This is a genomic window from Pontibacillus sp. ABV4_188 (assembly GCF_056311905.1).
The window spans coordinates 2,099,562-2,122,488 of sequence record NZ_CM149975.1 but is presented as its reverse complement, the minus strand read 5'-3'; the positions used below and the strand labels follow the sequence as shown (position 1 = coordinate 2,122,488).

23 protein-coding genes and 1 other RNA gene are annotated in these 22,927 nt (G+C 39.0%); 17 read left to right on the top strand and 7 right to left on the bottom strand.

Annotation, left to right across the window (positions count from 1 at the left end):
- Positions 1-5 precede the first annotated feature (5 nt).
- Complete coding sequence (locus tag ACYX4O_RS10825; RefSeq protein ID WP_476350788.1) at positions 6-3,077, bottom strand: efflux RND transporter permease subunit; 3,072 nt, start codon at positions 3,075-3,077, stop codon at positions 6-8.
- 189 nt (positions 3,078-3,266) lie between these two features.
- On the opposite strand from ACYX4O_RS10825, the gene ACYX4O_RS10820 reads away from it, so the two are divergent.
- From ACYX4O_RS10820 to ACYX4O_RS10790, 7 genes are all read left to right on the top strand, one after another.
- Entirely contained in the window at positions 3,267-3,665 is a 399-nt protein-coding gene (locus tag ACYX4O_RS10820; protein ID WP_476350786.1) for a cytidine deaminase, read from the top strand.
- A 309-nt stretch (positions 3,666-3,974) separates the two neighbouring features.
- Positions 3,975-4,418, top strand: a complete 444-nt coding sequence (locus ACYX4O_RS10815; protein WP_476350785.1) for a CotD family spore coat protein — start codon at positions 3,975-3,977, stop codon at positions 4,416-4,418.
- A 59-nt stretch (positions 4,419-4,477) separates the two neighbouring features.
- Complete coding sequence (locus tag ACYX4O_RS10810; protein ID WP_476350783.1) at positions 4,478-5,044, top strand: SLOG family protein; 567 nt, start codon at positions 4,478-4,480, stop codon at positions 5,042-5,044.
- A gap of 69 nt (positions 5,045-5,113) precedes the next feature.
- The gene (gene gpsB, locus ACYX4O_RS10805; RefSeq protein WP_188650212.1) at positions 5,114-5,440 is read left to right on the top strand and encodes a cell division regulator GpsB; all 327 of its coding nucleotides are present in this window, start codon (positions 5,114-5,116) and stop codon (positions 5,438-5,440) included.
- Between the two features lie 110 nt (positions 5,441-5,550).
- Positions 5,551-5,932: RNase P RNA component class B (gene rnpB / locus ACYX4O_RS10800), an RNA gene on the top strand.
- 93 nt (positions 5,933-6,025) lie between these two features.
- Entirely contained in the window at positions 6,026-7,168 is a 1,143-nt protein-coding gene (locus ACYX4O_RS10795; RefSeq protein ID WP_476350780.1) for a THUMP domain-containing class I SAM-dependent RNA methyltransferase, read from the top strand.
- A 147-nt stretch (positions 7,169-7,315) separates the two neighbouring features.
- Positions 7,316-8,827: a carboxypeptidase M32 gene (locus ACYX4O_RS10790; protein ID WP_476350778.1), complete on the top strand. Its 1,512-nt coding sequence runs from the start codon at positions 7,316-7,318 to the stop codon at positions 8,825-8,827.
- 35 nt (positions 8,828-8,862) lie between these two features.
- Here the strand turns inward: ACYX4O_RS10790 and ACYX4O_RS10785 are convergent, their stop codons facing one another.
- Genes ACYX4O_RS10785 through ACYX4O_RS10775 form a run of 3 tightly spaced genes read right to left on the bottom strand, consistent with a single transcriptional unit; the run spans position 8,863 to position 11,209 of the window.
- Positions 8,863-10,515: a b(o/a)3-type cytochrome-c oxidase subunit 1 gene (locus tag ACYX4O_RS10785; RefSeq protein ID WP_476350777.1), complete on the bottom strand. Its 1,653-nt coding sequence runs from the start codon at positions 10,513-10,515 to the stop codon at positions 8,863-8,865.
- Positions 10,512-11,018 (bottom strand): cytochrome c oxidase subunit II, encoded by a 507-nt coding sequence (locus tag ACYX4O_RS10780; RefSeq protein WP_476350775.1) that lies wholly within the window; start codon positions 11,016-11,018, stop codon positions 10,512-10,514. Before ACYX4O_RS10780 ends, ACYX4O_RS10785 begins: the two co-directional genes overlap by 4 nt.
- A 38-nt stretch (positions 11,019-11,056) precedes the next feature.
- Positions 11,057-11,209 carry a cytochrome c oxidase subunit 2A gene (locus ACYX4O_RS10775; protein WP_476350773.1) on the bottom strand — a complete coding sequence of 51 codons (153 nt, stop codon included), beginning with the start codon at positions 11,207-11,209 and terminating at the stop codon, positions 11,057-11,059.
- A gap of 344 nt (positions 11,210-11,553) precedes the next feature.
- Here ACYX4O_RS10775 and ACYX4O_RS10770 point away from each other — a divergent pair, with 344 nt between their 5' ends.
- The 6 genes from ACYX4O_RS10770 to ACYX4O_RS10745 all read left to right on the top strand — a co-directional run bounded on the left by ACYX4O_RS10770 (position 11,554) and on the right by ACYX4O_RS10745 (position 15,791).
- Complete coding sequence (locus ACYX4O_RS10770; RefSeq protein ID WP_476350771.1) at positions 11,554-12,321, top strand: SDR family NAD(P)-dependent oxidoreductase; 768 nt, start codon at positions 11,554-11,556, stop codon at positions 12,319-12,321.
- Between the two features lie 258 nt (positions 12,322-12,579).
- The gene (locus ACYX4O_RS10765) at positions 12,580-13,668 is read left to right on the top strand and encodes a type III polyketide synthase (RefSeq protein WP_476350769.1); all 1,089 of its coding nucleotides are present in this window, start codon (positions 12,580-12,582) and stop codon (positions 13,666-13,668) included.
- Positions 13,665-14,177 (top strand): isoprenylcysteine carboxyl methyltransferase family protein, encoded by a 513-nt coding sequence (locus ACYX4O_RS10760; protein ID WP_476350767.1) that lies wholly within the window; start codon positions 13,665-13,667, stop codon positions 14,175-14,177. The genes ACYX4O_RS10765 and ACYX4O_RS10760 overlap by 4 nt, the downstream gene beginning before the upstream one ends.
- A 61-nt stretch (positions 14,178-14,238) precedes the next feature.
- Positions 14,239-14,451 carry a hypothetical protein gene (locus ACYX4O_RS10755; RefSeq protein WP_476350765.1) on the top strand — a complete coding sequence of 71 codons (213 nt, stop codon included), beginning with the start codon at positions 14,239-14,241 and terminating at the stop codon, positions 14,449-14,451.
- A 176-nt stretch (positions 14,452-14,627) separates the two neighbouring features.
- Complete coding sequence (locus ACYX4O_RS10750) at positions 14,628-15,461, top strand: sulfurtransferase (RefSeq protein ID WP_476350763.1); 834 nt, start codon at positions 14,628-14,630, stop codon at positions 15,459-15,461.
- A 27-nt stretch (positions 15,462-15,488) separates the two neighbouring features.
- On the top strand, positions 15,489-15,791 hold the full coding sequence (locus ACYX4O_RS10745) for a DUF6123 family protein (protein ID WP_476350761.1): 303 nt from the start codon (positions 15,489-15,491) through the stop codon (positions 15,789-15,791).
- A gap of 12 nt (positions 15,792-15,803) precedes the next feature.
- On the opposite strand, the gene ACYX4O_RS10740 is transcribed toward ACYX4O_RS10745, so the two are convergent.
- The 3 genes from ACYX4O_RS10740 to ACYX4O_RS10730 all read right to left on the bottom strand — a co-directional run bounded on the left by ACYX4O_RS10740 (position 15,804) and on the right by ACYX4O_RS10730 (position 18,175).
- Positions 15,804-16,193 (bottom strand): ribonuclease HI family protein, encoded by a 390-nt coding sequence (locus ACYX4O_RS10740; protein WP_476350759.1) that lies wholly within the window; start codon positions 16,191-16,193, stop codon positions 15,804-15,806.
- 16 nt (positions 16,194-16,209) lie between these two features.
- Positions 16,210-16,890, bottom strand: a complete 681-nt coding sequence (locus ACYX4O_RS10735) for a queuosine precursor transporter (protein ID WP_476350757.1) — start codon at positions 16,888-16,890, stop codon at positions 16,210-16,212.
- A 1,084-nt stretch (positions 16,891-17,974) separates the two neighbouring features.
- The gene (locus ACYX4O_RS10730; RefSeq protein ID WP_036779253.1) at positions 17,975-18,175 is read right to left on the bottom strand and encodes a cold-shock protein; all 201 of its coding nucleotides are present in this window, start codon (positions 18,173-18,175) and stop codon (positions 17,975-17,977) included.
- Positions 18,176-18,525: 350 nt separating this feature from the next.
- Between ACYX4O_RS10730 and ACYX4O_RS10725 the strand changes: the two genes are divergently transcribed.
- The 4 genes from ACYX4O_RS10725 to ACYX4O_RS10710 all read left to right on the top strand — a co-directional run bounded on the left by ACYX4O_RS10725 (position 18,526) and on the right by ACYX4O_RS10710 (position 22,903).
- Positions 18,526-20,196 (top strand): formate--tetrahydrofolate ligase, encoded by a 1,671-nt coding sequence (locus ACYX4O_RS10725; RefSeq protein ID WP_476350754.1) that lies wholly within the window; start codon positions 18,526-18,528, stop codon positions 20,194-20,196.
- Positions 20,197-20,306: 110 nt separating this feature from the next.
- Positions 20,307-21,161, top strand: a complete 855-nt coding sequence (locus ACYX4O_RS10720; RefSeq protein WP_476350752.1) for a DUF72 domain-containing protein — start codon at positions 20,307-20,309, stop codon at positions 21,159-21,161.
- 9 nt (positions 21,162-21,170) lie between these two features.
- Positions 21,171-21,761: an HD domain-containing protein gene (locus ACYX4O_RS10715; protein ID WP_476350750.1), complete on the top strand. Its 591-nt coding sequence runs from the start codon at positions 21,171-21,173 to the stop codon at positions 21,759-21,761.
- A 140-nt stretch (positions 21,762-21,901) separates the two neighbouring features.
- Positions 21,902-22,903, top strand: a complete 1,002-nt coding sequence (locus ACYX4O_RS10710; protein WP_476350748.1) for a thymidylate synthase — start codon at positions 21,902-21,904, stop codon at positions 22,901-22,903.
- Positions 22,904-22,927: the final 24 nt, after the last annotated feature.

Genomic DNA, 22,927 nt, shown 5'->3' with positions numbered 1-22,927 from the left:
GCTTTTTAAGACAATGATTTCTTACCGTTTCGAATACGGTATAAAATAAGGTAGAAAGCAGGGAGCAATAGAAGAGTCAAAAGTGTTGAAAACGCAAGTCCTGCTACAATGGATACAGCAAGAGGCCTGAATAAAACGTCTCCACTAACTATAATAGGCACTAGGGCTGCAATTGAAGTTAAAGTTGTTAGAATTATAGGGCGTATACGCGCTCTCCCTGCTTCAATAACAGCATCAATAATAGACTGTGATGCTCTGTAGTTTTGCTCAATAAATTCGACCAGAATAACTGAGTTTCGTACTACAATACCTGATAATGATACAATACCAAGCACTGCTAGGAAGCTAAGTGGCTGGTTGAAAATGAAGAGTCCAATAATTGCTCCTGTTACTGCTAAGAAGACTGTACTTGTAATGAGTAAAGGCATCAACAACGAGTTGAACTGAATCGCAATAACTAGGTAAATCAAGAACAAGATTATAATAAACAGTTTGGACACTTCAATAAAGAACTCTTGTTGAGCACTTGCTTGACCACTTTGCGTAAAGGAGTATCCAGAAGGTAATGTTTCTTCGAATTCAGATATGATTTGATTTGCATCATCTTGGAAACTATTTGACCCTTCCTCTCCATAAGCTTTCATGGTGATGGTGCGTTCCCCGTCAATATGAGGAATGCTTGAGATTTGCTCAGTTTTTTCCTCTGTAATCAACTCATCAAGTGTAATAACTTGAGGTGGCCCATTTTGACTTGTTGAAGGAGCAGCAATTTGTAAGTTACTTAGGTTAACACCTGTATCGTCTCCGTCATCAAGTAACACTTTCATAGAATAATTTTCTACTCCGTTATCAAATGCAGGTAAGGGGACACCTGCGCTTGCAGCTTGGATCTGAGAAGAGACCTGATCTACGGAAATGTTTAAGTCAGCCATTTTCTCCCGATCCAAATTATATTCAATATACGGTTGCTCATCATTCATGTTTAGTGTTACAAGCTCTGTAGATTCAAGAGACTTAACTTTCTCTTTTAAGTCGTTTGATAAGCTTAGAAGCTCATCAATTTCTTTGCCTTGAATCTTCACTTCTACAGGAGCACTAGGAGGTGGACCTGAAACAATGGTTTCTAAGAAAATTTCTGCATCTGGATATTCTTCTCTTAATGGTCGTTCCCATTCATTAATAAATTCTGATGCACTTGTTTTGCTTTTGTCGACTCTTACTAGGACCTGGCCCGTATATTCTCCGCTTTGTTGTAAACCTGAGCTGAAAAGGTTTGGCATTCCGGAACCTGTGAATACAGCCGTTTCATCAATCTTTTCACTTTTTTCTTGAAGAAACATTTCCATATCGTTTAATTGTTCTTGAGTATTTTCAAGCGTTGTTTCTTGAGGATAAGTGACCGAAATCGTAACTTCTTGTCGATCAGCCTCTGGAAAGAATTCAAAAGGAATCCGTGTAACTAGAAGGGCTAGCAAAATACAAGCTAACAAGCCAGAGAAACCAAAAATAAAGGGTCTTTTGGTTACTCTAGGTAACACACGATTCGCATATTTATCTTCAACCCAATTGAACAATGAACCGAGTATTCCTACTTTTTTAGGGGCTTCATTTTGGTCTTTACGTTTTCGACGTACGTACTGAACAGTAGGCACTAACGTTAGTGCTATAATTGTTGAAGCAATAATTGTTGTTATGAGCGTAGTAGGTAATGCTCGTATAAAGTCTCCATTAGATCCTGATATAAAGGTTAGGGGAAAGAAGCTGAAAATGATCATAAGGGTCGAAGTTATAATCGAAACACGAACTTCTTTCACACCTTGAATGGTTCCTTGCCAAGGGCTGTCTCCCATTTGGAATCTGCGCTGAATATTGTCATTCACAACAATTGCATCGTCAACTAATATACCAATAGCTATAATAATTCCAATAATGGATATTTGATTTAAGTCAACTCCTACATAAGGAAGTGGAATTAAGCCAATAATGACTGATATTGGAATGGCAATAGCTACAAGGATAGCACTTGATATTGGGAGACCAAATAGCATAATAATCAACACAGCCACAACAGAAATAGCGAAAGAAGTAATTAGACTCGTAAAGACTTCTTCAATGATCGTGCTTTGCGTATAGAAGCGGTCAACATCAATAGCTGATGGCAAATCTTTTGAAAGCATATTAACTTCTTCTGTAATTTTATCTTGTAAAGCAGATATATTTTGCCCTTCATTAGCTAAGATTGTAAAAGAAAGAGAAGGTTTGCCTTTATACGTGATAAGGTCTTCTGTCTCTTTCAAAGTAAGAGAAATTGAACCAACATCATTTAAGAATAGTGGATCCCCGTTTTGATCTTTTCCGATTGCTAGAGATTGGAGTTCTTCCCAGTTGTCCGTCTTCTCCAATAATAATTGGTATTGCTTTCCTTCTTCTTCCGTTGTACCAATTGCTCCAGGTGAAAGTTCTTGAGTTAACCTTTGTGTAATTTGAAAAGGAGAGACCCCTTGTTCGTTTAATGAGTCTGAATCTAGTTCAATTAGTAGCTGTTGTTCTGGTAAGCCTTTAATTTGAACTTGATCAATTCCGGCAATACTTGTTAAAGATTCTTTCCAATTTTGTGCTGTATCGCGAATGTCATAAAGTTGATCAAATTCGTCTGCTGTAAGGTGATAAGATGCGACAGCTGACATTCTAAAATCTGTTTGCACACTTGGTTCTTGTACATTATCGGGGAAAGACCTCGATACATCAGATACAGCTTGTCTTACTTTAGAGAAGACGGTTTGACGATCTGCGTCCCCGTTTAAGGTTAATGTAACAGAAGAAAAACCTGTTGAAGAAACCGATTCTAGAGTATCTATACCTGCTATATCTTCCATGTCGTTCTCGAAGGGGTTAGTAATTGTACTTTCCACCTCTTCAGGAGTTGCTCCTGGGTAGACAGTTGAGATCGTAGCAACGTTTACATTAATTTCTGGAATCTCTCTTTTAGGCAGCTGGGCGTATGTAAAGATGCCTGTAAAGATGAGTAAAAGAATAAATATCCACACAATTTTCCGATGTTTAAGAACCCAATTCATTAGTATCCTCCTTTATCTCTTATAAGAGTTTATATTACAATATTAACATATGCCACCTTGGACTATAGGTCAATTATGAATCGGCTATAGTGAAAATAATTGGTGGAAACGCTTTACACCTAGTCATTTATCTCATATAATGATTATCCATTTATCTATTTTCCTGACCAGAAAGGGCTGTCATTTTAAATGAATACAGAACAATTAATTGATCGTGCTAAAGAAGTTAGAAACCGAGCTTATGTACCGTACTCTAAATTCCCAGTTGGTGCAGCAATTTTAATGAAATCGGGAAAAGTCTATGAAGGCTGTAATATTGAAAATGCCGCTTACCCGGTAACCTGTTGTGCTGAACGGGTAGCCATTTTTAAAGCAATCTCTGAAGGGGAAACCGATTTTGAGGAGATTGCAGTTGTTGCAGACACAAACCGCCCAGTGCCACCATGTGGCTCTTGCCGTCAAGTTATTAGTGAATTCTTTGAACAAGACACTAAAGTTCACACAACAAACCTAAGCGGTGAGCTTAAGACCCTTACCGTACGTGAACTATTGCCATATTCATTTAATCAAGATGATCTTACAAAATAAGACTTAAAAGGGAGAGGTTCTGATTAGAACGCTCTCCCTTTATTTATATACTTAATGAAAGGTTCTGATTAAGTTTTGCAGCCTATAAGCATCCAATTCGGGTATGGCGTCTATTTTAGTTGAGTGTGAGGTGGGGTGAAAAACTCTCTACTGAGAGAGCCTGTTTATCTGTTCACAGAGAATGTGTTTAGAAATTTAGGCTTGGGTAGTAAGTTTACTTTGTCAGAATTAGGTATCTGTCTTAGTACATGTCTCTTCCTTTTGACATAGGTTATTAGTGAACCTAAGATAAAGAAAGGAGAAATGATTATGCATCACAAGAAAATGTGTCATCCTTGCCAACCTTCAATGGTGAGTCCAGCTAAGACTAATGTTTTCCCTACGAAACAGTGTGTTAAGCACAACTTCTATCAACAAGAGGTAAATAACGTGTATCCTACACACACTACAAATGTTAACCATGTAAACACAGTAAACAAAAACTTCTTCCCTCAAACTCAATCTGATGTATTCGAATTTTCTGAGCAAAATGTAAACATGGGTCCAACTTCTCCAATGGGTCAACAAGGTCCTGGAGGACAGGTAATGGGCGCTTCAACAGGTCCTATGGGGCAACAAGGCCCTGGAGGTCAAGTAATGGGGGCTTCAACAGGTCCTATGGGTCCTGGTATGCAGGGTCCTGGTATGGGACCAGGAATGCAAGGCCCTGGAATGGGTATGGGTCCTAAAGGTCCTGGTTGTTGGAGAGACTAATACAGTCATGAATGAGCTGGTTAACCAGCTCATTTTACATATAGTAAAGGAGTTATTTTATGAGAGTAATCACAGTGACTGGGTATAAACCAATGGAGATGGGTATCTTTAAGGTTGATGACCCAAATATTGTATTTGTTAAAGAAACGCTTCGTAGGAGGTTGATTCCTCTAATTGAAGAAGGGGTTGAATGGGTCCTTATCTCTGGTCAAATGGGAGTGGAATTGTGGGCGTGTGAAGTTTTATTAGATTTAAAAGAACAATACCATGTGCATGTTGGCATATTTCCTCCTTTTAATAATCAAGAAAGTAGGTGGCCAGAAGCTCAGCAAGAAGAGTATCGACGTCTCTGTGAAGAAGTTGATCATGTACAAGCCTTATATAATAAGGATTATGAGGGACCTTATCAGTTTAAAGCAAAAGATCAATGGTTGTTGGACAAAACGGACGGGTGTCTTATCCTATATGATGAAGAAACAGGAGGGAGCCCTGGATATTTTCTCGAGAAAGCGAAAACCTATCAAGAAGCACATGACTATTCTATTTTTTACGTAACCCCTTTTGATATTGATGACACTGTCCGTGAAATGCAGATGGAAGACCCAGGGTACTGGAATCATTCCTAAAGATTAAATTGACATTCGTGGGATCATCTGCAAGAATTATGATAAGTGTATAAATCTGAGGTGAGAGAGATGGGTTTAGATCGTATTCAATTGTCAGGTAAAGAAATATTGGATAAAGATTTTAAAACGGGTATTCGTGGGTATAATCAAGATGAGGTCGATCAGTTCTTAGATGTAATTATCCAAGATTATGAAGCTTTTCATCAAGAGATTGAACGGTTGAAACAAGAAAATGCTAAATTGAAAAAGCAGGGTGATGCACCTAAACAGCGAGTTCGTTCTTCTGAAGCAGCACCTGCACCTACAAGACAAACAGGCCAGGTTAATTATGATGTTCTACAAAGATTATCGAACTTAGAAAAGGCTGTATTCGGCAAGAAGTACGCAGATTCTTAGTATATGGAAAAATATACTTGATGAAACATCCTTGTTTTCATGGTATACTATTTGCAGAAACAGATTGACGAATCGAAGAAAAGAGATTAAAATAATTGAGCGGTTGATGAATGCTTGGGTAATCGCTGCATGTTTTAGCATGTAGAGGAAAGTCCATGCTCGCACAGGCTGAGATGCTTGTAGTGTTCGTGCTTGACGAAACCATAAGTCAAGGTAGTGTTCACACTAACGGCAGGGAAGACACCTACGTCTTATAGATAAGGTGTTGCGATCTTGAAAGTGCCACAGTGACGAAGTTTGATTGGAAACAATCAAAGTGGAACGAGGTAAACCCCACGAGCGAGCAACCCAAAATTAGGTAGGGGCACTCTTCTGAGGAAATTCAACCAATATGAAGAGACAAGCTTAAAGCTTGTAGATAGATGATTACCACCTTACGTACGAGGTTGACCACCGATAGCAGTACGAAGGTACAGAACATGGCTTACAAAGCATTCATCTGGTCAATTAATGTTCATCACAAACCCTTTCTAAAGCTCGAGCTTAGAAAGGGTTTTTTTATTACGTTAAAAGGAGTGCTTATGCATGCCGAAACCGAAAAAGGTAACCTTAATTGCAACTACAGCCATGGGGCTTGAATCAATAGTAGCTAAAGAGGTTAAGGGACTGGGTTATGAAGATGTCACAGTAGAAAATGGCCGAGTTCGTTATGAAGCAGATTTGTCTGCTATTCCTCGTAGTAACCTGTGGTTAAGAAGTGCTGATCGAGTAAAATTAGTAATTGGCGAATTCAAAGCTACCACATTTGACGACTTATTCGAACAAACGAAAGCTTTACCGTGGGAAGATTATATACCTGAAGATGGAGCGGTTCCTGTTATTGGTAAATCAGTAAAGTCCACACTTTATTCTGTTCGGGACTGTCAATCAATTGTTAAGAAGGCGATCGTTGAACGAATGAGAAAAATGTACGGGCTTGCCTCTCGTATAGAAGAGTCAGGACCTGAACATAAAGTGGAAATTGCTATTCATAAAGACCATGCACTACTTACAATGGATACAAGTGGGGCTGGGCTTCATAAGCGTGGTTACAGGACAGGCCAAGGTGAGGCGCCTTTAAAAGAGACAATGGCTGCTGCTCTTGTACAACTTACGAACTGGAACCCAAATGAGCCATTCGTAGACCCGTTCTGTGGTTCTGGTACAATCCCGATTGAAGCAGCTTTAATAGGTCAAAATATTGCTCCTGGGTTTAATAGGGAGTTTGCTTCAGAATCATGGGACTTCATTCCTTATAATCTATGGGAAGCTGCTTTCAATGAAGCTGAAGAGGCCGCTAATTATGACCAGGAGTTAAATATAACTGGGTTAGATGTGGACGGTCGTATGATAGAGACTGCAAAAGCGAATGCAATTGAAGCAGGTCTTGGTGACTTGATTACATGGAAGCAAATGCAGGTTAAGGACTTTAATCCAAAAGAAAAAAATGGTTATATTGTTGGTAACCCTCCATATGGAGAGCGTATCGGCGACAAAGAAGAAGTCGAACAGATGTACAAAGACTTCGGATTAATCATGCGTGATCATCCTTCATGGAGTGTTTATGTTATAACATCGAATGAAAAATTCGAAAAACTTTACGGTCTCCCAGCTACGAAGCGACGTAAGTTATACAATGGCTTTATTAAGATCGATTACTATCAGTATTTTGGCAAGAAAGAATATTAAATTACACCTTAGTCAGGTACTGCTATTTCTCTAGCGGTGCCTGACTTTTGTTATGTCTAAAAGATAAATTTGTTGAAGTTTACTGAATAATTAGTATAATTGTAGGAGATCTATCGTTTATTGGAAACGGAGAAGAGGAGGAAAGTAATGAGTACAATTCAAACAGAATTACAGCCGATTGAGAAGAAATTTATGGACTATGTGAAAGAAATAACACAAATAGGTGAAGCTATTGGTTTGATGGGATGGGATTTACGTACATATGCACCAAAGAAGGGCGTAGAAGGCCGTTCAGAAGTAATCGCGACCCTTTCATCTAAAATACATGAAATGCAAACATCAGATCAAATGAAAGAATACATTGATGCATTAAAGGGTCAAACTGAAAATGAAATTGTTCAAAAGTCAGTTGAAGAATGTGAGAAGGACTATAATCAAGCTCGTAAAATACCTACTGATGAGTTAAAAGAATATGTAGCACTACAGTCTAAGGCTGAGTCTGTATGGGAAGAAGCAAAAGACAAAAACGACTTTGAGATGTTTAAACCATACCTAGAGAAGATGGTGGAATTTAATAAGCGATTTGCTGAATATTGGGGTTATGAGAAGCACATTTATAATGCGCTCTTGGATAATTTTGAACCTGGAGTAACTGTAGATGTCCTGGATGAGGTATTTCCATCTGTACGAAAATCGCTAACTGAACTACTGCAAAAAATTCAAAATTCTAGTGTGGAAGTTGATGCTTCTGTGCTTACAGGTCATTTCCCTAAAGAACAACAACAAGCATTTAGTCTAGAAATCCTAAAGCGTATGGGATATGATTTTGATGCTGGTCGCCTTGACGAAACAGTACATCCATTTGCGACAGGATTAAACCAAGGGGATGTCCGTGTTACTACAAAATATGATGAATCTGATTTCCGAACTGCTGTATTTGGTACTATTCATGAAGGTGGACACGCTCTTTATGAACAAAATATTAGTTCTGAGCTTGCAAATACTGCTCTTCAGGGTGGTACTTCAATGGGGATTCATGAATCGCAATCCTTGTTCTGGGAGAACTTTGTCTCAAGAACGAGAGCATTCTGGCAGAACCATTACGACTTGTTCTTAGAACATGCACCTGAGTCTTTCAAGGAAGTTTCATTCGAAGATTTCTTTGCAGCTGTAAATGAAGTCAAACCATCATTTATTCGTATTGAGGCGGACGAATTAACCTATTGTCTCCATATTATGATACGCTATGAACTCGAAAAAGCACTAATTAGTGGAGAGATAGAAGTAGCGGATCTTCCTGAGTTATGGAATGATAAAATGGAAGAGTACCTTGGCGTTCGTCCAACCAGCAATAAAGTTGGCGTCCTTCAAGATGTTCACTGGGCTGGCGGAATGTTCGGTTACTTCCCATCCTATGCACTAGGTTATATGTATGCAGCTCAGTTCCATAACACTATGAAGAGTGAGATAGATGTAGAAGGTTCAATTGAAAAAGGTGACTTTACTGTCATAAAAAATTGGTTAACTGAAAACGTTCATAAATTTGGTAAATCTAAGAAGCCTCTTGAGATTTTAGAGGATGTAACTGGTGAAAAATTAAATGCTAATCATCTAGTTCAGCATTTATCAGATAAATATAGCAAAGTGTATCAATTTTAATAAAAATAGGAGACCCTTCAAGGGCCTCCTATTTTTTATGAATTACCTATTAAACTTTTAAACGTTGGTGAACCAGGTGGGGAATTCTGAATGATGTCTATAAACGGAATTGTGTAAGCGAATGCAATTAAGACCACTGCGATGCCAATCCATAAGTGCCAGTTCTCAAAGATCATAGGAGTAGGTTCAGCGTCTTCAGCTGTTTCAGCTATTGGGAATTCTTCTACCCCTTTTGGAGCAAAGAAAGTCATGTAGATAAATGTGTACATCATGATTATGATGCCGATAAAAAGAATCGACCCACCAATGGCCTGACCGTATTGATAGCCAATCCATTCTGTTACTTGTTCACTGCCATTATACTCAGAAAAGGCGGAGCGGCGTGGAGCGCCAAGTAAACCGGCAATATGCATGGAACCTGACATAAAGAACATACCAATCGCCCATACAATGGTTTGAATCATTCCTAAACGGTTAGTTTTCTCATCCAGTTTGCGACCTGTTAATACAGGAACGAGCCAATAGGATATACCAAAGAATGTGAGGATAACAGTTGTCGCTAACGTCAAGTGAAAGTGGCCCGTAACCCAGATTGTATTATGAACAACAAGATTTAATTGGTTAGATGCATTGACCAGACCTCCAGCACCTGCAGGAATAAATGCAATCATTCCAACCATCGGTGCGAAAAAGCGAACATCTTTCCAAGGGAGTGCTTTAAACCAACCAAATAAGGTGTTAAACCCTTTTGCTCTTCCGGCTGTTTCAAAAGTTGCAAACATGCTGAAAGCAGTTAGAAGGGAAGGGATGGCAACAGCAAAAGTTAATACAACTTGGATGTATTTCCAAAATGGATCAATACCAGGTTCTAATAATTGGTGGTGAAATCCAACTGGAATAGAGAACAATAGGAATAGAATGAATGCCAAACGTGCTAAGCCGTCACTAAATATTTTGCCACCGATAATTTTAGGGATAATTCCATACCATGCCATGTAAGCTGGTAACAACCAGAAGTATACAAGAGGATGGCCAAAATACCAAAATAAGGTGCGACTTACAAGGATATTTATTTCATCCACAATACCTAAGGACCAAGGGATAAATTGAATAAGTACTGTTGCTGCCACGCCAATTGTACTAATAAACCAGATGATCATATTAATAACGACCATAAAGGCTAGTAAGGGAGATTTTTCTCCTTTATTTGCTTTTTTCCACTTATATAACTGATGAAAATTAACGAAACAAGCGATCCACGTGCCTACAATAACGAGTGTTAGGCCAAAGTAGAAAATAGGATGGGCTGCAAGTGGAGCATAGAAGGTATATAATACACTTGCTTTACCTAACAGAATCATCGTTGCAGCTGCAATCGTACCAACAAGCATTACCCAGAAGGCGATCCAAGCCCAAACTCTTTCTTTATCACTCATACCAACCGTTTTACTCATTAAAGAAAATTGGAATCCGATAATAAAGAATGTGGTTAACACTAAAGCAAGAATAACTCCATGCACAGTGAGGATTTGATAATAATCAATTCCAAACGGTAATGTGAATCTCCCTGTTCTTACTAGAGTTTGTAAAAGTCCCATTAGTCCGCCTATCAGCAGTGAAATAAAGGCAACCCACATGTGGGCCATAGATAACTTTGAATCTTTCTTTGTTAGTTGGTTAGCAATCATTCGTCATACACCTCCACAGTAGCGGTCATATAATGGTGACCTGTTCCGCAATATTCATTACAAACAAATGTATATGTTCCTGGCTTGTTAAAAGTGGTCTCTACCGTATTGATATAACCAGGTTCAAGCATCATATTTGCATTGGTGCCTGCTAATTCAAACCCATGAACTACATCTGTACTTGTGCCTTGGAACATGACCTCTGAGCCTACAGGAATTCTAATCGTACGTACTACATTTCCTTCTTCATCTGTTCCGAAATCGTAGTTAAAGGCTGAAGCAATGACGTTTATTACATAACGGTTTTCATCTAGCTGCTGCATGCCTAAGTTCTCTTTTTTAAATGAATCATGAGCCTCTACATTTTGCGGGTCGATAGTTGTTAAACAGCTAGGTGGTTTCGTTCCTTGATAAAACGCCCCTACGCCTAACATAATTAAGAAGATTAATAATGCTCCTCCGCCAATTAACATCCACATCTTTTCATATTTGTGTAAATGCATGGTCTTTCCCCCCTTAAACAAATCTGATTATGACTTACTTAACGATTTACAAATATGCCCCAAACCCCAAACCAAGTTACGACCAAGAATGCCCCCACAAATAAAACCGCGATAAACGTTCCTTTTAGATCCGCTTCTTCTGCTTGAACTTTTGTCTGTGTATTTGGATCGTTCAATTGAGTTTTTGCCATCTTCCATTCCACTCCTTCCAAATTTCCCCTGATTGGTTTTTACATTTTTATCATACTGTATTTTTTCTCTTTAGAAACAAGTTGGAGATCCATTTCACAAATAGTTCAAAACTCTCGAATAATCCTTTAACATCAATGGATCCGGCCGTTTGTGACGAATATATGACACCGATTTCATGAACAATCCGTGACAAATTGACTAGAAATGAATAGTTTTAAAGGATTACTGGTTTTACCCAATAGTCAGAGTCTACTTGTTTACACTACAACGGTAGTGAAAATGGCGTTATCTTTGAAGAAAATGGTATACTGAACAAACATTATAGTTGGAAGGGGAGAGTTTTATGTTTTTGCCTAGTTTCAACCTTGAAGGTAAACTTGCTGCAGTAACTGGTGCAACGAAAGGGATCGGGTATGCTATTGCGATGGCTTATGCAGAAGCCGGAGCAGACATTATTGTTATTTCAAGAACCGAAGAAGATGTACATACAGTTTGTAAAGAAATTGAACAAACAGGTAGAATTGCCTACCCTATTGTAGGAAATGTACAAAATTATAAGGAGATTATAAATCAAATAAAAGAAACCACTCCTTATCAAGACATTCATATTTGGGTGAACAACGCTGGAGTTAACATTAGAAGCGAGGCATTTAATGTAACAGAATCTGAATGGGATCAGATTATACAGACAAATATGAAGAGTGCTTTCTTCTTGGCGCAATTTGCAGGAGAACAAATGAAAAAGCGAGGAGAAGGCAAAGTGGTTAACGTTTCATCAGTGGCAGGTCATGTAGCGCTTCGAACAGGAGTAGTATATGGAATGACGAAGGCAGCATTGATTCAGATGACCAAGACACTATCTTTAGAATGGGGGAAACACAATATCCATGTGAATGCTATCGGTCCATGGTACTTCCCGACATCTCTAACGGAGAAGCTTCTTGAAGATGAACAATACGTTAAAGAAATAAAAGAGCGCACACCAATGGGAAGGATTGGCGAGTTAAAAGAACTAGCAGGAGCTGCTGTATTCTTGGCTTCAGAAGGTAGTAATTACATGACTGGTCAAACTTTATTTATAGATGGCGGAATGAGCGTTTATGGTTTTTAATTTTTTAATTTAATAATTGTAGTTTTTGGCGCTAGGAGTTTTATGACTCTTAGCGCCTATTTATATAGATTAAGGTAAATTATACTGCTTGCCGATTTATAGTACATTTTGAACACATATGCTGAGGTATAAGGAGATGAGTAGTATCAGTATCCTTTGAAACAAATTCATTATAAAGCTACATAGTTAAAATGTGTAAAACTATGAGTAAGATTCAAAAGGGGAGGCAAGCTAAAAGAAAAATGGAAGAGGGATAGTATGGCATGGATAACGTCCGTCGGTGTGAGCATACCCGAATATGAAATAACACAAAAGGACATACAATCTTTTGTAAGAGAAGTGTTTCCTCGATCAGAAAGAGAGATCAATAGGCTTTTACCTGTATTTGAAAACGCAGCGGTTGAAAAACGTCAGTTCGTTGTACCAAAAGAGTGGTTCGGCGAAGAACATACCTTTCAGGAGCGAAATGATCTATATGAAGAAAAAGCACTTCAGTACTCTTTAGAAGCTGTTGATCATTGTTTGAGTAATGATTCATTCCTTACAGAAGAGGTCCCTTATGAATCAATTGACTATATCCTTTATGTATCTAGTACAGGAGTAGCTACACCAACTATTGATGCGCGTCTAATGAATGAGCGGAATTTTAGGGATGATGTAAAACGTGTTCCTATTTGGGGATTGGGATGCGCTGGCGGAGGTGCAGGTCTTGCTCGAGCTATGGATTTTGCGCATATGTATCCTGAAGCAACGATTCTAGTAGTGTGCGTTGAACTTTGTGGACTTACTTTTCAAAAAGGCGATCGAAGAAAGAGCAATTTCATAGGGACTGCTTTATTTGGTGATGGGATTGCAGCAGCATTAGTAACGGGGGAACATTCTCCGATTGCATTGAAAAGAAGGTCTACAGCTCCAAGGATGATTCAATCAAGCTCTAAATTAAAAAAGCAAGCTCTTGATGTAATGGGATGGAACGTGAATGAGGATGGCTTTCAAGTAGTCTTTGCTAAAAGCATACCTGGACTCGTTGAAACGTTTTGGAAAGAACACATTGAACACTTTTTAGGAAGTATAAATAAGAAAGAGAAGGACTTATCTTTCTACGTAGCTCACCCTGGAGGCCAAAAGGTTCTTCAAGCTTATGAGGAAGTATTGGGGAGTTCTAAAGAAAAATTCAAGTATTCATATGACGTATTAAAAAAGCATGGCAATATGTCTTCTGCGTCAGTATTACATGTTTTAAAACATTGGATGGAAGAGTTTCCAAAGGCAGGGACAGCAAGCGTACTAGCGGCACTAGGTCCTGGGTTTAGCTCTGAATTAGTTGAATTGGAGTGGTCGGAATGACTTTATGGTTTGCTGTATTATACTTGTTTATCATAGTTCAACGACTTATTGAAGTGGCGGTAGCAAAACGTAATGAGATCTGGATGTTACGTCGTGGTGCAATGGAAGTTGCCGGAGGTCATTATAAGTGGATTGTCTTAGTACACTCGTTGTTCTTCGTTTCAGTTGGTTTAGAAGCGTGGAATAAGGAGCTAGTCCTCTCTGATTGGAAAGGCTTTTTACTAGGGGCGTTCTTTGTTACTCAAGGTTTTCGAATCTGGTGCTTAACTTCGCTAGGAAGGTTCTGGAATACAAAAATCATTGTTTTGCCGGGGGCAGAACTTGTAGCTAGAGGACCCTATAAATGGATGAAGCATCCTAATTATGTAGTGGTGGGTTTAGAGTTTGTTATAATTCCATTGTTATTTAGTGCCTACATGTCAGCTGTTTTATTCCCGCTACTTCACTTGGCTCTCATGAAAATTCGCATTCCTCATGAAGAGAGGGCATTGACGAAACTGTCTGAATGATTGAAATTATTTCTCATTCTCATTGAAAACTCTTCTCAACCCTGCTATACTCTATTTAGAAATGAAAATCATTATCATCGGAAGTGAGGAGCTAAAAATGATTTTTCTTATAATGGGAATTGTAGTGCTATATTCAATACTAATGGTTGGCATACTAGCCAAGCTTCGTGATGAAAAGGCAATGTACTTAGTAGATTTGTTTAAGGGTAGACATACATTACAATCAGCAGAAGCGAAACAAAGAAAATATGAAGATGTTTTGTCAGCCAGGTAATATACCTGGCTTTTTTATATGGTGAGAAATAGGGGGGTTATTAGCGTTTTTATCACCAAGAATATGGTGTTTTTTAACGACTCACAATCAGTTTGATTTAAGTAGAACGTTTTCAATTGATACAAAAATCGGTATACTAATACATAGAGGCTAAAGAGAAGGGAGGGTCGATAGATATGACATATATTCGTTCGGTTGATTGGGTTCAAGACCACATAGAGTCTATTCGACTGGTGGATTGTCGGTTTGATTTAAAAAATCCAGACAAAGGCCGATTAGAATATGAAGAAGGGCACATACCTGGCGCAGTATACGTAGATCTGGAGAAGGATATGAGTGGGTCTGTTGGGCGATCAGGGGGGCGTCATCCTCTGCCAAATATGAATGATTTTTTGGATGTTATCCAAGAAGCAGGTATTCATAATCGTGACATTATTGTTGCTTACGATAATCAGAATGGTGCTATGGCATCAAGGTTTGTATGGATGATGATGTATATGGGGCATAAAGAAATTTATGTTTTAAATGGTGGATTGAAAGCTTGGGATGAGAAAGGGTATGGTATGTCTGCAGAAATCCCAGTGAACAAACACTCCTTATATAAAGCAGAATTTCAATCTTGTATGATAGCGGATCAGACCTACGTAGCTCAACACATTTATGATGAGCATACAATTATCCTTGATTCGAGAAGTTATGAGCGCTTTGCAGGTATAAGCGAACGAATAGACCGAAAAGCGGGTCATATTCCTTCGGCTGTAAATTCGGAATGGACGAAGGTTTTAAATCAATTAGGAAGATGGAAATCTAAAGAGGAATTAAGAACTCATTTTCTGCAATATGGAAACCCGGAAGAGTGGATTATCTATTGTGGTTCCGGTGTTACGGCTGCACCTAACGCACTTGCATTATATGAAGCGGGATTTAAACAAGTTCGACTGTATGTGGGTAGTTGGAGTGATTGGATTACCAATGACCAGAATCCGATTGATACTTCTGTCTCTTCTTAATCAGATTATACATAAAGGGTGTAGTACATGCCGCTATCCAAATCACTTGGGTATTTTATAGAAGATCTATGGTCGAAAGGATTTCGATTAAAAGATCAAGATATTCATTTTATTTATTTCGGCAAGAATTATACGAACTCTGAAGACTGGCTTGTAATCTTTGCATTAAAAGTTACCATTCAGTTTCAAATGAAATTCGATGGAAGTTTTTTCATTGGAGTATTAGAGTATTTACAAGAAAACCAACCTCGTACTATACGAGAAGCTTGGCTACTGATTGAAGAAAAAGGGCTATACAAAAGAAGAAAACCACACTCCTTAGCTAAATAGGAGTGTGGTTTTTTAATTAGCGTGTATAGCAGCCCGTGCAAGTTCATCTGCTTTTTTGTTTTGCTTATCGGGGATCCATTTAATAAAAAAGAAAGGGAAATGATTCCCTAATTGTTCCGCCTCTCTTAAAAGAGGGAGGAAACGATCTTGCTTTGTGGATGAGTTTTCAATACAGTCGACCACAAGTTTTGAATCAGAACGTACACTAATGATTTCTTCTGGAAACATTTCCTTACAAATTTCAAGTGCTTTTATGAGAGCCGTAAATTCTGCTTCATGATTAGATGTTTCTCCAATTGGAATTGAATAGGTGTAATGGTCATTTCCATTTTTAATGTAGATTCCCACCCCACTTGGGCCTGGGTCTCCTTTTGAAGAGCCATCTACATATACTTCAAGCATATGCTGACCTCCTTTATCAATGGTTGGATGCTTTATTAAATCGCTTCGCTAAATATAAGAAAGGAGTATCTAAAGCGGCAACAATAAATTTAATAACATATGTTGTGAGGAAGATTTCAAACCAAACGTTTGTTGGTACTTCTCCTAAGAAAGCAACGAGAGTGAACACAAAGGAATCAAGTAACTGGCTAATCATAGTACTTCCGTTGTTTCGAACCCATAGAAAGCGGTCGCCAGCAAACCTACTCTTGAGTTTAGAATAGATGAATACGTCCACATACTGACTTACGATATAGGCTAGTAAACTTCCGGCAGCAACGCGGGGTAATAATCCAAATATAGTTTCAAGAGCCGTTTGGACTTCTGAACCTACAGGTGTGAACCATTTAACCGCTATTTGCATCATAACTGTCATACTAATTAGAGTAAAGAAACCTAACCAAACCGCTTTTTTTGCTTCTTGTTTACCGTATTTCTCATTGAGAATATCAGTAGCCAAGAATACTGTTCCATAAATAATATTTCCAAGCGTTGCAGTCAACCCAAACATCTCAATCGTTTTAGTGACTTGAATGTTGGCTACTACAGTGGCCATGCCAATCCATACAAATAGACCTTGTCTTCCAAACCCTTTATAAATTAACGTTAACATTGAAAAGTTTATAAGGGCGAATACAATCCATAAAATTTCGTTCATATTGTCAATCCTTTCTAGTTTTGATATCGCAGGAAGTTTCGAACTGCGCTATGCATAACGATAGACCATTATACGTGGTGTTGATGTTTTTTTCAATATGTTGCCTAAACTGTACTTTTGAGAGTCTACTTAAAGTAAAGAATAACGTTGTTGTTTACTCTAATAAGAGGAAGGTGGTCCTTTGAAAACACTCGCTTTCCTGCGGACGAACTCCAGAGCTTCCTCAGTCGCTTCACTCCCTGCGGGATCTCTGAAGCCCGTCTTCCCGCGGGAGTCTCGTATTTTCAAAGGACCACCTTTACCGTGTTAGAGTTAAACAAAAACGTTGCCATATCTTGGCGATCTCCCCCCTCTTTTGAGAAGTGGGGCCGTTATTCAAATTAACTGGTTGTTTTCCCAGGACTGCGAAAATTACACGGGAAAAGGAGCCAATCTTGGTCCGGCGGGGAGGGTTTAGTGTAATAAGTCATCTATTTTTTCAAATGCTAGTCGCCTTTTCCGAAAAGCTGTCTTATCCGGCCCCAAGCGAGGTGGGGGCGTTCGATGTTGTCACAGGATGTGACGATCCTAGTCGAACTTCTTTTTATCCCTAGGCATCACGCCTGCACTCTTTATTCTAGGGGAGCTCCAGGAAGATAGCTTGGCGTGTGAGAAGGCTTACTAGCTCCACGCAGGAAAGCAAGTTGTTCCCGGGCAAGCCCTAGCTTTAATGAGGTGAACGGCCCTGAAGTTGGTATCAGGAGATCTAATGTCACCCTATATGGCATGTTTTCGTTCATCCTTATATGGAAAAGGTGGGTCTGGAAACTGCGAGACTCCCGTGGGCAGAAGAGCCTAGGGGAGACCCCGGAGACCCGCGTGCCGGTTGAGGAGGCTCACCAGCTCCCCACAGGAAAGCGAGTGGTTTCGAGACCCACCTTACGCTCAATTAAAGTTCACGGAAACATTCTCTCAGCTTGTAGTCTTCATGATTACTGCCCTTTTCTTGTGAAAGCTATTCAATAACAATACGTAAACATAGGCAAATAAAAAAGCGACAGCTCTATTGAGCTGTCGCTATATGTCATGCGTTTTTATAATTTAATTAGTTTTTAACAACGTTAGCAGCTTGAGGGCCACGGTCGCCTTCTACGATTTCGAAAGAAACGCTTTGACCTTCTTCAAGTGTTTTGAAACCTTCTTCTTGGATAGCAGAGAAGTGTACGAATACATCGTTTCCACCTTCTACTTGGATGAAACCATAACCTTTTTCTGCGTTAAACCATTTTACTGTACCGTTTTGCATTGTAAAATCCTCCTAAAACATTCACGAATTAACGTGAGACGTAATAATACAAAGTTGATGTAAGAATCCATAAAAAAGGGTAACTCCAATAGAAATGTAGGATCATCAAATCCCGAACACTTCTATTGAAGTTACCTCGTCTTTCATGATTCCACATCTTCTTTGCTTAGGTCTAATATAGCTTATTTTTATAAAGGAAGTCAAGGAGTAATGAGAATTTTTAAAACAAATTGTATATTCTCAACATACTGCATAAGATCTCCTGACTTCTACCTATAAAATACCCGTTCTTTGCATTTTTAGTCGTATTTCATCTACACTATAAAAGAATTAATGGAAGGAGAACTGTCATGAAAAAAGATATTGAAATTGCTCAACAAGCTAATATAAAACCAATAGAAGAAATTACAAACCAGTTAAATTTAGAGCACGAGGACTTTGAACCTTATGGTCGATACAAAGCGAAATTATCTGATTCATTACTACATAAGTTGTCAGAACGTAAGAATGGAAAGGTTGTACTTGTAACAGCCATTAACCCTACTCCTGCTGGTGAAGGGAAGTCCACCGTTACCGTGGGGTTAGGACAGGCTATGAATCAGCTGAATAAAAGAACGGTCATTGCACTACGAGAGCCTTCCTTAGGTCCAACTATGGGATTAAAAGGAGGCGCTGCTGGGGGAGGTTATTCGCAAGTTTTACCGATGGAAGATATTAACCTTCATTTCACGGGCGACATCCATGCGATTACTAGTGCAAACAATGCCCTTTCGGCTTTTATAGATAATCATATTCACAGAGGAAATGAATTAAATATTGATCCGAGAAAGATTGGTTGGAAAAGAGTTTTAGATTTAAATGACCGTGCACTACGGGAAGTTGTGGTAGGGCTAGGTGGACCTTTAAAAGGGGTTCCTAGGGAAGATGGATTTAATATCAGTGTAGCCTCTGAGATTATGGCTATCCTCTGTCTCGCTTCAGACTTGGCAGATCTTAAAAAACGACTTGCTCGAATTGTGTTTGGTTATACGTATGAGGATCAACCTGTTACTGTACAACAGTTAGGTATGGAAGGAGCTTTAACGCTTCTGTTAAAAGAAGCGCTTAAGCCTAATCTTGTCCAAACGATTGAAAATACACCCGCAATTGTACACGGTGGGCCTTTTGCCAACATTGCTCATGGGTGTAACAGTGTAATGGCGACAACGATTGCTTCAAAATTAGGGGACTATGTCATTACGGAAGCAGGATTTGGTGCTGACCTTGGGGCGGAGAAGTTTCTAAATATCAAAACACGAGCAGGGGATTTCACTCCAGACGCCGTTGTAATTGTTGCTACTGCTCGGGCTTTGAAGATGCATGGCGGAGTATCGAAAGACGAATTAGCACAAGAAAACGTAGACGCTCTTCAACAGGGGATTACCAATCTTGAGAAACATATGGAGACGATTCAGTCGTTTGGTCTTCCTTTTGTAGTTGCATTAAATCGTTTCCCTACAGACACTGACGCTGAGCTAGCCTTTATAGAAAAATGGTGTAAAGAACGAAATGTACGGGTTGCACTTACTGAGGTTCATTCCAAGGGAGGTTCAGGAGGGCTTGAACTCGCACAATCTGTAATAGATACTGTGGAAACGGAAGCTAGCTCATTCACTTATACGTACGACCTTGAAGACTCTATTGAAGAAAAAATCTCTAAGATTGCTAAAAAGGTATATGGTGCTAAAGGGGTGGAATTTTCCAATCAAGCTAAGAAGCAAATGGAATTATTCGAAAAACTGGGTTGGGCAAATCTCCCTGTTTGCATGGCTAAAACTCAGTATTCACTTTCGGACGATCCTTCCCTTATAGGAAGACCATCTGACTTCACGATTACGATTAGAGAATTTAGCCCCTCTATTGGTGCAGGATTTATCGTGGCTTTGACCGGTGATGTGATGACAATGCCGGGCTTACCCAAAGAACCAGCTGCACTCCATATGGATATAGACTCATCTGGGAATGCTGTAGGCTTATTCTAAGCTGATTGTAAGAGATTGCTCCTTCCTGAAGGAGCAATCTCTTTTGCTTTACAGTTTTATTTATTCCTTCGTAATATAGAGGTGAAGATAAGGGGGGAAGGATAGTACATATGAATTTATCAATAGGCGTAACAGGTTGGGGAGACCATGACCAACTATATCCTGCCGGAACGAAAAATCAAGATAAATTAGCGGTATATGCCTCTCATTTCCCTGTTGTGGAAATAGATAGTGCATTTTATGCGATTCAACCTAAACGGAATTATGAAAAATGGGTGAAGGAAACACCAGATGGCTTTACATTCGTAGTTAAAGCATTTAGTAAAATGACTGGTCACCAAAGAGAAAAAATGTCCTCAGAAGAAGTTCGAGAGATGTTCGAAGCTTATATAGAGTCGATCCAACCTTTACTTGATTCAGGAAAGCTTCGTTTTGTTTTATTTCAATTTCCGCCGTGGTTTTCTGTATCAAAGGAAAATGTTCAAAAACTAAGAGTCATTCGTGAATTGATGGGAGACATACCACTTGCGTTAGAATTTCGTAACCAATCTTGGTACTCAAGTAAATATAGAGAACAAACTCTGTCCTTTATGAAAAAGGGAAATTGGATTCATGGGATTGTTGATGAACCTCAAGCTGGTGAGGGATCTGCACCAACGGTTCTTCAAGCTACACATTCCAAAGATACACTTGTCAGACTACACGGTCGTAACGTGCATGGCTGGAACAAAAATGGACGTGAAGATTGGAGAGAAGTACGTTTTTTGTACCGCTACAATGATGAAGAGCTTCAAGAATGGAAGGAGAATGTTGAGTATTTACTTCAACAATCTGAACATGTAACGGTATTGTTCAATAATAACTCTGGCGGGGACGCAGCGGATAATGCTAAACAATTTATCGACTTATGCCAGATTGAGTATGAGCAGTTAAATCCAAGACAAATGGATTTATTCCAAGAATAGGTGGAGTTTATGGAGAACAATGTGTTGGAGAAAGTATCAAGCTTTATATACAATCGTTTTAGCCATGACGCTACCGGGCATGACTATTATCATATGAGAAGGGTTGCGAAAATGGCAAAGCGATTGGCTTTGCTAGAAGGAGGCGATCCTTTTATCTCAGAGCTCGCAGGATGGCTCCATGATACTCAAGACCCTAAACTTACTAAGAATCTTTCAGAAGCTAAGCAAGAAGTCATGGACTTATTTGAATGTTGTCAAATTTCACTAGAAGAACAAGAGCAAATTTTCGTTGCAATGGAAGCAGTCTCTTTTAAAACAGGCCACCGTATACCGCGGAGCCTAGAGGGGAAAATTGTACAAGATGCTGACCGATTAGATGCTATTGGAGCTATTGGTATTGCACGTGCTTTCTCCTATGGTGGTGCCAATGGTCAAGCTTTACATAGTGAAATTTCTGAGGAGACGACAATACGCCATTTTTATGATAAACTGCTTCAGATTCAGGGTTTACTAAACACATCTGCAGCGGTAGAGATTGGTCAAAAGAGGCACGCTTTTCTTGAAACATACCTTCAAGAGTTTTATGAGGAATGGATGTAATCCATTTAAGAGAACTCTAAGTGGTTGTAAGCTACATGTCTTAATAGGGTATAAGCAAACATCGCATCCTCTTTTTACAAAGAAAATTTGTTATATTTTACTGAGATCAAACGTCTTACTTAAATCTGAGATATGGTATAATGTCTCGGACTAGTTTAGTGAAAAATGAGGTGAAGATTGTGCAAACAAGTGAAAAAGCGTATTTAGATATGTGTCGATACATAATGGAGCATGGCGAACATAAGGGAGATCGTACCGGTACGGGGACATTTTCTACGTTCGGCTATCAAATGAGATTTGATTTATCAGAAGGCTTTCCGCTCTTAACTACAAAAAAAGTACCGTTTCGTCTTATTAAAAGTGAGCTTTTGTGGTTTTTAAAAGGGGATACTAATATACGTTATCTTTTGGAGCACGATAATAATATTTGGAACGAATGGCCTTTCAAACGCTGGATTGAAAGTTCTGACTATCAAGGCCCTGACATGACGAACTTTGGACTTCGTAGCCAAGAGGATGAAGCTTTTAACGAGAAATATAAGGAACAAATGAAAAGATTTAAAAAACTCATATTAACAGATGACTCATTTGCTCAAACATATGGAGATTTAGGAAATGTTTATGGAAAGCAATGGCGTCGTTGGGAGTCTTCTCAAGGAGAGTGGATTGATCAAATTCAACAAGTTATTCATGATATTAAGACTAAGCCAGATTCAAGGCGTCTAATTGTATCAGCTTGGAATCCTGAGGATATTGCTCCAGAGAAAGCAGCATTGCCTCCTTGTCATATTCTATTTCAATTTTACGTGGTTAACGGAAAGTTAAGTTGTCAGTTATACCAGCGTAGTGGAGATGTTTTCTTAGGGGTACCGTTTAACATTGCCAGTTATGCATTACTAACCCATTTAATTGCAGAGGAATGTGGTTTAGAGGTAGGTGAGTTTATTCATACACTCGGAGATGCTCATATTTATGCGAATCATGTAGAACAAGTTAAAACGCAGCTTGCTCGAGAGATGAAACCTCTGCCATCCATTTCAATTAACATGGAAGGAAAGTCTTTATTTGAAGTAGAAACCGATGATATTGAGCTAAAAGGATATGAACCTCACCCTCGTATTAAAGCACCAGTTGCGGTGTAGAAATGATAAAGGAGGATGATAATA

Coding starts and splice junctions, on each gene's coding strand:
- ACYX4O_RS10735 (WP_476350757.1), bottom strand. CDS start 16,890: ATGAACGAAATTTTATGGATTGTATTCGCCCTTATAAACTTTTCAATG.
- ACYX4O_RS10810 (WP_476350783.1), top strand. CDS start 4,478: ATGAGAGTAATCACAGTGACTGGGTATAAACCAATGGAGATGGGTATC.
- ACYX4O_RS10820 (WP_476350786.1), top strand. CDS start 3,267: ATGAATACAGAACAATTAATTGATCGTGCTAAAGAAGTTAGAAACCGA.
- ACYX4O_RS10825 (WP_476350788.1), bottom strand. CDS start 3,077: ATGAATTGGGTTCTTAAACATCGGAAAATTGTGTGGATATTTATTCTT.
- ACYX4O_RS10790 (WP_476350778.1), top strand. CDS start 7,316: ATGAGTACAATTCAAACAGAATTACAGCCGATTGAGAAGAAATTTATG.
- gpsB (WP_188650212.1), top strand. CDS start 5,114: ATGGGTTTAGATCGTATTCAATTGTCAGGTAAAGAAATATTGGATAAA.
- ACYX4O_RS10785 (WP_476350777.1), bottom strand. CDS start 10,515: ATGATTGCTAACCAACTAACAAAGAAAGATTCAAAGTTATCTATGGCC.
- ACYX4O_RS10720 (WP_476350752.1), top strand. CDS start 20,307: ATGAATTTATCAATAGGCGTAACAGGTTGGGGAGACCATGACCAACTA.
- ACYX4O_RS10730 (WP_036779253.1), bottom strand. CDS start 18,175: ATGCAAAACGGTACAGTAAAATGGTTTAACGCAGAAAAAGGTTATGGT.
- ACYX4O_RS10740 (WP_476350759.1), bottom strand. CDS start 16,193: ATGCTTGAAGTATATGTAGATGGCTCTTCAAAAGGAGACCCAGGCCCA.
- ACYX4O_RS10775 (WP_476350773.1), bottom strand. CDS start 11,209: ATGGCAAAAACTCAATTGAACGATCCAAATACACAGACAAAAGTTCAA.
- ACYX4O_RS10780 (WP_476350775.1), bottom strand. CDS start 11,018: ATGCATTTACACAAATATGAAAAGATGTGGATGTTAATTGGCGGAGGA.
- ACYX4O_RS10815 (WP_476350785.1), top strand. CDS start 3,975: ATGCATCACAAGAAAATGTGTCATCCTTGCCAACCTTCAATGGTGAGT.
- ACYX4O_RS10710 (WP_476350748.1), top strand. CDS start 21,902: ATGTCTCGGACTAGTTTAGTGAAAAATGAGGTGAAGATTGTGCAAACA.
- ACYX4O_RS10725 (WP_476350754.1), top strand. CDS start 18,526: ATGAAAAAAGATATTGAAATTGCTCAACAAGCTAATATAAAACCAATA.
- ACYX4O_RS10745 (WP_476350761.1), top strand. CDS start 15,489: ATGCCGCTATCCAAATCACTTGGGTATTTTATAGAAGATCTATGGTCG.
- ACYX4O_RS10715 (WP_476350750.1), top strand. CDS start 21,171: ATGGAGAACAATGTGTTGGAGAAAGTATCAAGCTTTATATACAATCGT.
- ACYX4O_RS10795 (WP_476350780.1), top strand. CDS start 6,026: ATGCCGAAACCGAAAAAGGTAACCTTAATTGCAACTACAGCCATGGGG.
- ACYX4O_RS10770 (WP_476350771.1), top strand. CDS start 11,554: ATGTTTTTGCCTAGTTTCAACCTTGAAGGTAAACTTGCTGCAGTAACT.
- ACYX4O_RS10750 (WP_476350763.1), top strand. CDS start 14,628: ATGACATATATTCGTTCGGTTGATTGGGTTCAAGACCACATAGAGTCT.
- ACYX4O_RS10760 (WP_476350767.1), top strand. CDS start 13,665: ATGACTTTATGGTTTGCTGTATTATACTTGTTTATCATAGTTCAACGA.
- ACYX4O_RS10765 (WP_476350769.1), top strand. CDS start 12,580: ATGGCATGGATAACGTCCGTCGGTGTGAGCATACCCGAATATGAAATA.
- ACYX4O_RS10755 (WP_476350765.1), top strand. CDS start 14,239: ATGAAAATCATTATCATCGGAAGTGAGGAGCTAAAAATGATTTTTCTT.